We start from the raw sequence: 13449 nt of genomic DNA, 5'->3' as shown, positions 1-13449 counted from the left end.
GACGAGGGCAAAGACCACCGCCTTGCCCTCAACCTTTTTCAATCGTTCTTTTTAATGATAGATCGTATTATTTATTCCGCTTTACATTCTATCGTGTGATGTTCTCATCAATACGTCTAGTTGTTGTTCTCTCGTTAGATCACGGAATTTAACAGCATAACCTGAGACACGGATCGTCAAGTTAGGGTATTTCATTGGATTTTCCATAGCGTCACGTAATAGATCATTACTAAATACATTGACGTTCAAATGGTACGCTCCCTTAGAGAAGTAACCATCTAATACATTACGCAAGTTGCCGATACGTGTTTCTTCATCTTTTCCAAGACCGGAAGGATTGATCGTTTGCGTATTAGAGATCCCGTCACGTGCATAACCATAATTGATTTTAGCAGTTGAGTTAAGACTTGCCAACAATCCATTTTGTTCTGCATTGTAACTTGGGTTTGCCCCAGGAGCAAGAGGTTTACCTGCTTCACGTCCATCAGGTGTGTTACCAGTGTTTTTACCATAAACCACGTTTGATGTGATTGTTAATAATGACGTTGTTGGTGTGGAGTTACGGTAAGTTTTATGACGTTTGATTTGTGTCATAAAGTATTCTAAGATCCATTCTGCTAACTCATCTGCTGCATCATCGTCATTTCCGTATTTAGGGAAGTCGCCAGTTACTTCGAAATCAACAGCAATTCCTTTTTCGTTACGGATTGGTTTCACATCTGCATATTTAATTGCTGACAAGCTATCCGCTGCATGAGAGATTCCAGCAATCCCTGTTGCAAATGTACGTTTCAAATCTGAATCCATCAATGCCAATTGAGCTGCTTCATAAGAATATTTATCATGCATATAATGGATGATGTTTAATGTATTCACATATAACTCAGCTAACCAGTCCATCACATTCATAAATTTGTGTTTTACTTCTTCAAAGTCTAATACATCAGCTGTGATTGGACGATATTCAGGAGCAACTTGGGCACCAGTTACTTCATCAACCCCACCGTTGATTGCGTATAATAATGCTTTTGCTAAGTTCGCACGAGCACCGAAGAACTGCATGTCTTTTCCAACAACTGTTCCAGATACACAACATGCAATAGCGCAATCATCTGAACCCCATTGTTCACGAAGAAGATTGTCATTTTCAAATTGGATAGATGAGCTTTCGATTGCAATTTTACTTGCATAAGTTCTGAAGCCTTCTGGTAAATGTTCTGAATATAAAACTGTTAAGTTTGGTTCAGGAGAAGGACCCATGTTAGTCAATGTGTGCAATAGACGGAAATCATTCTTAGTTACTAATGAGCGTCCATCTAAGCCCATTCCAGCGATTGAAAGAGTCGCCCAGATTGGGAATCCTGAGAATAATTGATTGTATTCTGGTGTACGGGCAAATTTCACCATACGTAATTTCATGACTAAGTGATCGATCAATTCTTGTGCTTCTTGTTCGGTGATCACGCCATTATCTAAGTCACGTTGGATATAGATATCTAGGAAAGCAGAGATACGTCCGATTGACATTGCTGCACCATTTTGTGATTTGATTGCTGCTAAATAACCGAAGTATAACCATTGTACTGCTTCTTTTGCATTAGCAGCTGGTTTAGAGATATCATAGCCATATTTTGCAGCCATTTCTTTCATTTGTGCTAAAGCACGATATTGTTCTGTGATTTCTTCACGAAGACGAATGACTTCTTCATCCATTGTATGGAAACCTGTCATATCATGGTCTTTTTTCTTTTGTTCCATCAAATAGTCAATACCATACAATGCGATACGACGGTAGTCGCCGATGATTCGTCCACGTCCATAAGCATCTGGAAGGCCTGTAATGATTTTGTTTTTACGTGCTGCACGCATTTCAGCTGTGTAGGCATCAAATACACCTTGGTTATGTGTTTTACGCCAATCGCTAAAGATATGTGTCAGCTCATCATTAGGTGTGTAACCATTACTTGTTAATGCATTGTTAGCCATATTGATACCACCAAATGGCATAAATGCTTGTTTCAATGGTTTATCTGTTTGTAAACCAACGATTTTTTCAAGATCTTTGTCTAAATAACCTGCATCATGTGAGGTAATCGTTGAAACGATTTCTGTGTCCATGTCATAAACACCATTGCGTTCAAATTGAATATCATTTAGTTTTTGTAATTCTGCCCAAAGCTTTTCTGTTGCTTCAGTTGGTTTTTCTAAAAAGCTGTCGTCTCCACGGTATTCAGTGTAGTTATTTTGGATGAAGTCTCTTGTATCTACGCCTTCTTTCCATTTCGTTCCTTTAAATCCATTCCATTGCTCCATTGTATGGACCTCCCGTTATCTGTTTTATGTAACAGTTTTTACGTGATTAGTATAACACAGACGAGCATCTTTGCAAGGGTTTTCTTGTTTTTTATTTAACAAAAGATGGCGTTTTTATTCACTTATAACAACAAACGCTAATATACCAAGCTTTAGCAATTGTGAACACTTTCATATTTTCTTATCTTAATATTTATAATTTTTTAATAATCAGAAAAAAGAAGGTAGTTCTGTATTAAAACAGATCTACCTTCTTTCAAAAAAACTATAACAGTTAATCGGTAATGGCTACTTCAGGTGGCTCAATGACTTTGATCACTTCGCCGCCTTTTTTCTCGTCAACTGCAAATGAGCCATTAGACGTTCGATCGCCAATCGGATAATCCGTTGGGTCAATCATTAGCTCTTGACCTTTTTGATTGATGATCATTATTTCTTTGGCGTTTCCTTCAGACATATGAATAACTCGATGTGGGTTTTTCTTTAGTTCACGTAGAACCGTAACACCACGTTTTGCTCGAGAGGTTTGACTAATTTCTTGCGCAAGCATCCGTTTCACCGCACCACGTTGGGTGACGATGATGATTGGCGTATCTCCTTCTGTCAAAACGAGTAACCCGTTAACGACAGTATCTTCGTCTTTGAGGTTGATTGAACGAACGCCAGCAGCTTTTGCTCCTACCACAGGTACTTCTTCTAATGGATATCGTAACCCCATCCCTTGGTAGGTGACTAAAAAGAGATCTAAATCCGTTTGACCTTCTACCAAGTAAGACGCAACTAATTCATCATCGTCACTTTTGAGTTTCATGCCACTTAACGGACGACTCTTATAAGTACGCCATGGTTCAAATTCAGTCATTCGAGTTTGTTTAACCCAGCCATTTTTACTGATGAAGACCAATGTTTTTTCTGCTTCGATTTTTTTGTATGGGAAAACAGCTAGAATCGATTCATCAACCGAAAGATTGACAATCGTTTGTGAAATATGTTCTCCAGCATCTTTCCATTTTAAATCTGGCAATTCATGGACAGGACGATAAATGACATTTGCCTTATTGGTGATCAACAACACATGATCCAAGGTATTTAGTTCACCAGAATACAAGAGATAGTCCCCTTCTCTCATGCCGATTTCCTCTGGTTTAGAAGCACTATATGAACGTAGACTAGTCCGTTTCACATAACCTTCCTTTGTTACGCTGACAATCACATCTTCTTGTGCTACTAACACTTTTGTATCAATTTTGATTTCTTCGATTTCGTCTTCAATTGTCGTTAAACGTGCATTAGCATACTTTTTCTTGACCTCACGAAGTTCTTTCTTCATGACCGAGAATAATTCTTTATCATTAGATAGAATTTTGTTCAATTCAGTGATTTGTGCTATTAAGCTTTCTGATTCTTTACGTAATTCCGTAATATCCGTATTTGTTAGACGATATAGTTGCAACGTCACGATTGCTTCAGCTTGTTCTTCCGTAAACTGAAAAACTTCGACTAAATTTTGCTTCGCGTTTTTCTTATCTTTACTTTCTCGGATCGTGGCAATGACTTCATCCAAGATCGACAAAGCTTTCATTAAACCTTCTACGATATGCTGGCGCTTTTGTGCTTTTTCTAAATCAAATTGACTTCGTTTCGTGATCACTTGTTTTCGATGATCAATATAACTACTTAAAATATCTTTTAACCCCACTTGATGCGGTGTCATGTGATCAATAGCTACCATATTGAAGTTGTAATTGATTTGTAGTTCAGTATTTTTAAACAGATAATTGAGGATACCTTGTGCGTTAGCATCTTTTTTCAATTCAACCACGATCTGTAATCCAGTGCGGTCACTTTCATCTCTAACTTCTGCAATGCCATCGATCTTTTTATTTAAACGGATTTCATCCATTTTCTTCACTAATGTGGCTTTATTTACTTCATAAGGGATCTCGGAAATCACGATTTGTTGCTTGTTCCCTTTAATCGCTTCAATTTTAGTCTTTGATCGCAGAATGACTTTTCCACGTCCAGTTTCATAAGCTTTTTTGATCTCTTCTTTTCCTTGCAAGATTCCCCCAGTAGGAAAATCAGGACCAGGGATATAATCCATTAGTTTCTCTAAACTCGCTTGGGGATGATCAATGAGGTAAATCGTACCATCAATGACTTCTGCTAAGTTATGGGTAGGGATCTCCGTAGCATAACCAGCGGAAATTCCCGTTGAACCATTGACTAATAGGTTTGGATATCTCGCTGGCAACACAGTTGGTTCTTTTTCAGTATCATCAAAGTTCCATACAAGATCAACCGTATTTTTTTCAATATCTGCCAACATTTCACCACTTAATTGGGAGAGCCGTGCTTCTGTATAACGCATAGCAGCTGGCGGGTCACCATCCATACTACCGTTATTTCCGTGCATCTCTATAAGTACTTCTCTTAGCTTCCAATCCTGACTCATCCGAACCATGGCTTCATAAATACTACTGTCCCCATGAGGATGATAATTCCCCATGATATTTCCGACAGATTTGGCAGATTTACGGAATCCTTTATCAAAAGTATTGCCATCTTTATTCATCGCAAATAAAATTCGTCTTTGAACGGGTTTCAATCCATCTCGGATGTCTGGCAATGCTCTTTCTTGAATAATATATTTTGAGTAACGTCCAAAGCGGTCACCCATCACTTCTTCTAGGGTTAGTTCTTGGACTTCTTGACGTTCTTCCATTAGGTGACCTCCTATTCTTCTACTAATTCAGATTGTTTCTCTTCATCGAACAATTCATTGGACGTAGCTGTATTTTCAATATCTTCTTTTTTATCTAAGATACTACCATCTTCTTCTAACGTGAATTGCACATGATTTTCGATCCATTTTCGGCGAGGTTCAACTTTGTCCCCCATTAATGTCGTCACGCGACGTTCCGCTTGAGCAGCATCATCTATCCTCACGCGAATCAACGTTCGAGAGGCTGGGTCCATGGTAGTTTCCCACAGTTGTTCTGCATTCATTTCTCCAAGACCTTTATAGCGTTGCAACATATAGCCTTTACCAATTTTTTTGATGGTCGCTGCTAATTCATCATCTGTCCAAGCATATTCGATCACTTGTTTTTTTCCTTGACCTTTAGAAACCTTATAAAGCGGTGGTAATGCGATATACACTTTTCCTGCTTCGATCAATGGTTTCATGTAACGATAAAAGAATGTCAGTAATAACACTTGAATATGCGCACCATCGGTATCCGCATCGGTCATGATAATAATTTTGTCATAATTGCAATCTTCAATTGAAAACTCAGGTCCAACACCTGAACCGATCGTATAGATCATCGTATTGATTTCTTCGTTTTTCAAGATGTCTTGCATTTTTGCTTTTTCAGTGTTGATCACTTTCCCACGAAGAGGCAAGATGGCTTGGAATTTACGGTCTCTTCCTTGTTTTGCTGAACCACCAGCAGAGTCTCCCTCCACGAGGTATAACTCATTCTTCTTCGGATTTCGCGATTGGGCAGGTGTCAGTTTCCCTGAAAGTAATGATTCGCCTTTTTTACGTTTTTTCCCATTACGGCTTTCTTCTCGGGCTTTTCGGGCAGCTTCACGAGCTTCTCGGGCTTTGATTGCTTTTCGCACTAACATTTGGCTCATTTCACTGTTTTCCTGTAAATAAAAGCCCATTTGTTCTCCAATGACATTATCTACTGCCGTACGGGCAATTGGTGTACCCAATTTTTCTTTTGTTTGCCCTTCAAATTGTAAGAGATTCTCAGGTACTCGAATGGAGAGAACAGCTGCTAAACCTTCTCTAAAATCACTACCTTCGAGATTCTTATCTCGTTCCTTCAGTAAGCCCACTTTTCGAGCATATTCATTATAGGCTTTTGTCATTGCTGACTTCATACCGACTTCATGGGTGCCTCCATCTTTCGTTCGGACATTATTCACAAATGACAACACGTTTTCTGAATATCCATCATTATATTGGTAAGCAACTTCGACTTCGATACCGTCTTTTTCACCAGAAAAATAAACAACTGGTGTCAATGTATCTTTTTCTTCGTTTAGGTAGTCAACAAATTCTTTGATCCCTTCTTCGTAGTGAAAAACTTCCTTAATTGGTTCTTCACCACGCAGATCAGAAAGTGTGATTTTTACTCCTCTTAAAAGAAAAGCTGATTCTCGCAAACGTTCAGATAAAATATCATAAGAAAATTTAGTAGTGGAAAAGATCGTGTCATCTGGTAAGAAATGAACTGTCGTTCCATTGGATTTCTTGGTTTTCCCGATTTTTTTCAGTGTACCATCAGGCTTACCACCATTGCTGAATTTTTGTTGGTATTCAATCCCATCACGGACGATTGTAACAACCAACCATTTTGATAAAGCATTGACCACACTTGCTCCGACACCGTGTAGTCCCCCTGAGGTCTTGTATCCTCCTTGACCGAACTTTCCGCCGGCATGTAGTACAGTAAAAATCACTTCAACTGTGGGGATACCAGAAGCATGCATCCCAACTGGCATACCACGACCGCTATCTGTCACAGTGATACTATTGTCTTCATGAATGGTTACATCAATTTCATTTCCATATCCAGATAAAGCTTCATCAACCGCATTGTCAACGATCTCATAGACTAAATGATGTAAGCCCCGGCTATCCGTTGACCCGATATACATTCCTGGTCGTTTTCTAACTGCCTCTAATCCTTCAAGAACCTGGATCGATGCATCATTATATTCGTTCTTTACTTTTTTTGCCAAGGCAAACGCTCCTTCAATAATACTTTACGGTTAAAACCGCATCACGATAATCATACTAGAAATACGCATGAAAAAAAAGAGGTTAGGAAAGAATTAAAACTTAATTACTAACTAACCTTTGAGAATACCATCTTTTTTATCCTATTGTTCGCTTTTGTCTTGTCGATTAAATATTTCATGTTATTTAAAATGCAAACATTTAGTTATCTTTTTCGTTCATATTGTTCCACTCGATTTTTATACAACGATCCATGACGATATCTTTGCGATTTGCTGATTGAAGCTTGTTTGCTGCTTCTTCATTTGCGATTCCTAATTGCGCCCAAAATACTTTTGCTTGAGTCTGTAAAAAGTCAGCAGCTACCTCTGGCAAAAATTTACTACGCCGAAAAATATCCACAATATCGATCGGTTCTTGGATTTCCTGTAGCGACGCATAGACCTTTTCGCCTAAAATGATCTCTCCTGCTAATAATGGGTTCACCGGAATGATACGATATCCCCGTTCTTGCAGAAATCGAGCAATTTGATAACTTGTTCGTTCTTCCTTATTACTCAAACCAACAATTGCAATCGTTTTTGCTGTTTTTAAATAATCGAAGATTTTTTCTTGTGTTGGATTTTCAAATGACATAAATAATACTCCCTTTCGTTCACTCTTTCAAGTATTTCCAATTGTTCACGTACTTTATTCATGCTAAAATAAACATTAGTTTCAAATTGAAAGAGGTAGAACAATGAAATTAATTTTATTATTGGTACTTGCCTATCTTCTAGGCTCGATTCCTTCGGGGGTTTGGATAGGTAAATTATTTTTCAAAAAAGATATCCGCCAACATGGTAGCGGAAATACTGGCACCACCAATACTTTTAGAGTTTTAGGAAAAACAGCAGGTACAATTGTGTTGTTCATGGATATCTTGAAAGGAACCTTGGCAACTTGCTTACCAGTTATTTTCCACGTTACAACCATTAATCCCCTATGGTTTGGTGTTTGTGCGATCTTAGGTCATACGTTCCCTATTTTCGCTGGCTTCAAAGGAGGCAAAGCAGTTGCAACAAGTGCTGGAATGTTACTTGGATTCAATCCTCTATTTTTTATCTATTCCAGTATCATCTTCGTTGTTACGCTCTTTTGTACTAGTATGGTAAGTTTAACAAGTATGATCAGTGCAACTTTGATCACTTTATCAACGATTATCCTTCCTTACATCGCACCTGGTATCTTGCCTAAGCAAAACTGGCTATTGACGATCATTGCATTTTTAGTTTCTGCCTTTATTTTCTATCGCCATAAAGAGAATATCCTACGAATCAAAAACCATACAGAAAGTCGTATCCCCTTCGGATTGAATAGTAGTAAGAAAAAAAATTGACCTGAGAGAAAAACAGTTGACTAATCAGCCAACTGTTTTTTTAGCTTTTAAATGATTGATTCGTTAAGAAGCGAAAAGAAACGATTAGCAAAATAAAGGAAACATGAATCATTATACCTGATTTCCTCTGATTAATTGAAATCAAACAACTTTAGGATAACCACTATTTTACCGTAATCGAATATTTTGTTTGAAAAATTTCATGTGCGCCTAGTTGATTGATTCCAGCTTTTTCCATCAATTCTCCCGAGCTGTTTACTGTATCTGCGATACCACACCAAGGTTCGATACAAACAAAAGGCGCTTCTTTTGGATAAGGTGACCAAATCCCAACATATGGCATATCTTTATAACTCAATGTCACACTGTGGCTAGATTTTTCACTACGGATGGCATAAGCGTTCAATCCTTTCGTTTCAAATACTAGTGCATCATTTTCAAAAAGATCGTGTACTAATGCAAGGTTGGTATTTGTTTGTCCAAGTGTTTTTTGTTCCATATCGATATATGGCCCACTTAAAGGTAAACGCAAACGTGATTTTTTAGGTGAAAACGCAAGATAAAAATCATCAAAAGTCAATCCTTCTTCCAGAGGAACATTAAAGGCTGGGTGACCCCCAATCGAAAAGAACATTTCTTCTTCTCCAGTATTAGCCACTTGATAATGAACGGTGATCCCATCTCCACCTAATTCATAAGAAATCACTAATTCAAAATCAAAAGGATAATTTTTTTTGGTCTCGGGTGTGCTTCTTAACAAAAAGCTGGCTAATTCTTGACCATGTTCGATTACTTCAAAATCCATATCTCTCGCAAAGCCATGTTGCCCCATTGAATAAGTCTTTCCTTGGTACGTGTATTGGTCATCCTTTAATCTTCCAACAAATGGAAATAAAACGGGCGCATGTCTTCCCCAATACGCTGGATCAGCTTGCCAAATATACTCAAGATTATTATCCTTTGATTTTAAACTGACCAATTCTGCTCCATGTTCAGCAATTTCAGCAATCAATTGATCATTTTGAATGATTACAGTCATTATAATTCCTCCACCGTTAAATCTTAGGACCTGAGATAGCTAGTCTCAGGTCCTAAGCTATTCTTATTTTTTCCAACAAGAAGTATTTGAATCATCCTTGGCATTACTCGTGTGTTTCAGCGAAAAGAAAACCTAAAGGAGACTCTTTTTGTTTACTTCGTTCCTACTGAATAGATTCATCTAATCAATCGGTCATAGATTTTTAGTAACTGTGTTTTGTTAATTCCTCTTTGAATCTGGAATTTAGAACTTTTAAATACGTCCCTTTCATCCCAAGGGAGCGTGATTCAATTATCCCAGCTGACTCTAATTTACGTAATGCATTGACGATCACTGAGCGAGTGATCCCAATTTTATCCGCAATATTGGATGCTGTTAAACGTCCTTCATCGCCTTCTAAGGCATCGAAAATCGCTTGAACTGCCTTCAATTCGCTGTAAGACAAAGTATTGATCGCCATTTGGACAGCTGTTGCACTTCTGACATCCGCTTCAATACTACGTGATTTTTGATAAAGGATCTGCATACCGACTACCGTCGCACCATATTCAGCTAACACTAGGTCTTCATCGGTAAAGGCTTGTTCCATCCTTGATAAAATAATGGTTCCTAACCGCTCGCCAGCACCAAAAATAGGGACTACTGTCGTCAAACCAAATGGGTATTTTTCTCTTGCTTCAAAAGGAAAAGCAGTCATTTCACTACTGATCGGAATATTGGCTTCCGTTTTGTTCAATTGATCAACTGTGTCAGTATAAGAATCGGGAAATTGCTTTTCAACAAACATCATTTTTATCCGTTCATTGTTGACATCATGACGTTCATCATAGCCTAATAAGACTCCTTCACTGCTAATGATATAGACATTACTATCTAAAATAGCACCTAATGTCACAGCCATTTTATCGTAAGGTAAATCAGCTCGCAGATCGAAAGTATTTTTTTGTTGTAATAATTTGTTGATATTGCGGGTTTTTGTTAATAAATCCGTCATTTTCTTCCTCCGATTTTATAAAATAAAACGACTTAAATCTTCATTTGCTACAATCGAACCTAATTTTTCTTCTACATATGCTTCCGTAATCGTGATTTCTCCCATTTGCATGTCAGGTGCTTCAAACAATAAGTCTTCTAACAATTTTTCTAAGATCGTGTGCAAACGTCTAGCTCCGATATTGTCTGTATCGCGATTTACATCATAAGCGATTTGAGCGATTTTCTCAATTGCTTCTTTCGTAAAGATAACTGAAACATTTTCTGTGCCAATCAATGCTACGTATTGTTTGATCAGTGCATTGTTTGGTTCAGTCAAGATCTTAATAAAGTCATCTGCAGTTAAATCATCTAATTCTACACGTATTGGAAACCGTCCTTGCAATTCTGGAATCAAATCACTTGGTTTTGATAAATGGAAGGCACCAGAAGCAATAAATAAGACGTGATCCGTTTGGATAACTCCATACTTCGTGTTCACTTGTGAACCTTCAACGATTGGCAGGATATCTCTTTGGACGCCTTCACGTGATACTTCACCAGATTGTTGTGATTTTGAAGTGATTTTATCGATTTCATCAATAAAAATGATCCCGCTTGATTGTGCTAATTGAATGGCTTCACTATGGATGTCAGCATCTTTGACTAGTTTACTTGATTCTTCTTTGATCAACAGTTCAAGTGCATCTTTTACTGCTAACGTGCGCTCAACCTTTTTCTTCGGTGTTAGCGCCCCTAATGTTTCATTTAAATCAATGCCCATCTGTTCCAAACCATTGTTCATCATCGGAGCTGGTTTCTTTTGTTCTTCTATTTCGATTGTTACTTGACGGTTATCAAGTAAACCTTTTTGTAATTGTTCTAGAACCGTTTTCCGATTGACACGGATTTCTTCAGTCACTTCTTCTTGCGGTTCTGCTGTATTTTGTTGCGCAACATTGAACATATTCATCATTTGTTCAAATTGATTTCCTGTTTGTTTTTGTTCTTTTTTAATCCCAGGAACCAGCACTTTTACTAGGCGTTTTTCTGCTCTTTTCTTAGCTTCAGTATATACACGGCTATATTGTTCTTTTTCAACGATCTGGATCGCATTTTCTACTAGATCACGAACCATCGACTCCACATCTCGACCAACATAACCTACTTCTGTAAATTTTGTTGCTTCTACTTTCACGAAAGGAGCGTTGACGATTTTTGCCAATCGACGAGCAATCTCTGTTTTCCCTACCCCTGTTGGTCCGATCATCAGCATATTTTTAGGTGTGATATCTTGTTGCATTTTTTCATCTAATTGTAAACGGCGATAGCGATTGCGCAAAGCGACCGCAACTGATTTTTTAGCTGCTTGTTGTCCAATGATATATTGATCTAATTCATTAACGATTTGTCTTGGTGTTTGTTTTAATTCATACATTCTTCTTCACCTCTATAATTCTTCCACAATAATATTATGATTTGTAAAGATACAAATGTCTGCTGCAATATTCAATGCATTCTCTGCGATTTCTTTGGCACTCATGTCATTTTGTGCGTAGTTCTTCATTGCCCGAGCAGCAGCTAATGCAAAATTCCCTCCTGAACCAATGGCCAAAATTCCATCATCTGGTGCAATCACTTCCCCAGTACCTGAAACTAATAACATTTCTTTTTCATTCATTACGATCAACATTGCTTCTAGTTTTTGCATGGACTGTTGTGTCCGCCATTCTTGCGCTAATTCCACTGCAGCTCGCTGTAAATTACCATTGTATTCATTTAATTTGCCTTCAAATTTTTCTTCCAATGTAAATGCGTCTGCGACACTTCCAGCAAATCCTACGATGACTTCATCATTATAGATTCGACGGACTTTTCTTGCGCTTCCTTTCATCACCACGGATTCGCCCATTGTAACTTGACCGTCACCTGCCATTGCAAATTTTCCATCTTTTTCAACGGCACAAATCGTCGTTGAATGAAATTGTGATTCTACCATAGTTATTTCCTCCCAATTAAGATTACTGATCCTTTTCTATTACGCTCTTGGATGAAACGAGCGATAATTTTTTTGTAAACTTTCTTTTGTCACGTGAGCATAGATCTGTGTAGTAGATAGATTAGCATGACCCAACAGCTCTTGAACTGTCCGCATATCTGCACCATTATTCAGCAAGTGTGTAGCAAAGGTATGCCGCAGCATATGTGGATGGATCGAACTATCTAAACTACTCTTTTTAATCACTTGATTCAATACATACTCGATCCCTGTTGGCGTAATTGGTTCACCATGATGGTTCACAAAAACATAGTCATGACTCTTGTGGTATTTATCCATCAGCACCTTTCGCCCTTTTTCAAAATACTCTTGTAAGGCATCTTGTGCGAATGAACCAAGTGGTGCATACCGTTCTTTATTCCCTTTACCATGAATCAACATGACTTCGGAGTCGAAATCGATTTCTGCTAGTTTCAAATTACTGCACTCGCTTAATCGAATGCCCGAACCGTAAAGAACTTCTAATAGCGCTTGGTTCCTCAAATCTAAAGGTTTTTCTCCTTTGACACTGTCAAATAATGCTTGCATTTCATTCTCATAAAAAAAGCGAGGTAGTTTCAAATTTTTCTTTTTTAGGTGGACATAAGAAAAAGGATTTTCTTTGATCACTTCTTCTTTTAAAAGGTATTGATAAAAAGAGCGCAGACTTGCAATCTTACGACTGATCGAATTTCTGCTATATCTTTCATCAGTTAGGTAACTTAAATACACTCGAACATCTAAGTGATTGATTTTTAATAAATCATCCTCTCCTGATTCTGTAAGAAATCTTTCAAAATTAGTGAGGTCTTCCTCGTATGCTTCTCGTGTTTTTTCAGAGTAACCACGTTCCACGATTAAATAACGCAAAAACTTATCTTTCCACGTTTGTTCTAGCATTTTATCACCTTCCTTTTAATCCCAGAGATAAATTTAGCATAGCAAAATTA

General features: G+C 37.9%; 10 protein-coding genes. 1 reads left to right on the top strand and 9 read right to left on the bottom strand.

Annotated elements, in window-relative coordinates; all coding sequences use genetic code 11:
* Positions 1–81 precede the first annotated feature (81 nt).
* The 4 genes from pflB to AB3H90_RS09095 form a co-directional block, all read right to left on the bottom strand.
* Positions 82–2313 carry a formate C-acetyltransferase gene (pflB, locus tag AB3H90_RS09110; protein WP_010719453.1) on the bottom strand — a complete coding sequence of 744 codons (2232 nt, stop codon included), beginning with the start codon at positions 2311–2313 and terminating at the stop codon, positions 82–84.
* A 274-nt stretch (positions 2314–2587) separates the two neighbouring features.
* Positions 2588–5038: a DNA topoisomerase IV subunit A gene (gene parC / locus AB3H90_RS09105; RefSeq protein WP_368016603.1), complete on the bottom strand. Its 2451-nt coding sequence runs from the start codon at positions 5036–5038 to the stop codon at positions 2588–2590.
* Positions 5039–5049: 11 nt separating this feature from the next.
* Entirely contained in the window at positions 5050–7074 is a 2025-nt protein-coding gene (gene parE, locus AB3H90_RS09100) for a DNA topoisomerase IV subunit B (protein WP_368016602.1), read from the bottom strand.
* 199 nt (positions 7075–7273) lie between these two features.
* Positions 7274–7708: a CoA-binding protein gene (locus AB3H90_RS09095; protein WP_368016601.1), complete on the bottom strand. Its 435-nt coding sequence runs from the start codon at positions 7706–7708 to the stop codon at positions 7274–7276.
* A gap of 103 nt (positions 7709–7811) precedes the next feature.
* Here AB3H90_RS09095 and plsY point away from each other — a divergent pair, with 103 nt between their 5' ends.
* The gene (gene plsY / locus AB3H90_RS09090; protein WP_010719457.1) at positions 7812–8450 is read left to right on the top strand and encodes a glycerol-3-phosphate 1-O-acyltransferase PlsY; all 639 of its coding nucleotides are present in this window, start codon (positions 7812–7814) and stop codon (positions 8448–8450) included.
* Positions 8451–8613: 163 nt separating this feature from the next.
* On the opposite strand, the gene AB3H90_RS09085 is transcribed toward plsY, so the two are convergent.
* The 5 genes from AB3H90_RS09085 to xerC all read right to left on the bottom strand — a co-directional run bounded on the left by AB3H90_RS09085 (position 8614) and on the right by xerC (position 13399).
* The gene (locus AB3H90_RS09085) at positions 8614–9489 is read right to left on the bottom strand and encodes an aldose 1-epimerase family protein (RefSeq protein ID WP_034700304.1); all 876 of its coding nucleotides are present in this window, start codon (positions 9487–9489) and stop codon (positions 8614–8616) included.
* Between the two features lie 202 nt (positions 9490–9691).
* Positions 9692–10483, bottom strand: coding sequence for a GTP-sensing pleiotropic transcriptional regulator CodY (codY, locus tag AB3H90_RS09080; protein WP_010719459.1), 792 nt, complete (start codon positions 10481–10483; stop codon positions 9692–9694).
* A gap of 15 nt (positions 10484–10498) precedes the next feature.
* Entirely contained in the window at positions 10499–11899 is a 1401-nt protein-coding gene (gene hslU, locus AB3H90_RS09075; RefSeq protein ID WP_010719460.1) for an ATP-dependent protease ATPase subunit HslU, read from the bottom strand.
* A 12-nt stretch (positions 11900–11911) separates the two neighbouring features.
* Positions 11912–12460: an ATP-dependent protease subunit HslV gene (hslV, locus tag AB3H90_RS09070; RefSeq protein WP_010719461.1), complete on the bottom strand. Its 549-nt coding sequence runs from the start codon at positions 12458–12460 to the stop codon at positions 11912–11914.
* Positions 12461–12499: 39 nt separating this feature from the next.
* The gene (gene xerC, locus AB3H90_RS09065) at positions 12500–13399 is read right to left on the bottom strand and encodes a tyrosine recombinase XerC (protein ID WP_010719462.1); all 900 of its coding nucleotides are present in this window, start codon (positions 13397–13399) and stop codon (positions 12500–12502) included.
* Positions 13400–13449: the final 50 nt, after the last annotated feature.

Origin of the sequence: Enterococcus sp. C63 (assembly GCF_040887215.1) — a bacterium.
GTDB lineage: Bacteria > Bacillota > Bacilli > Lactobacillales > Enterococcaceae > Enterococcus_B > Enterococcus_B hirae.
The sequence above is the reverse complement of the archived record's forward strand: the minus strand, read 5'-3'. Positions and strand labels throughout refer to the sequence as shown.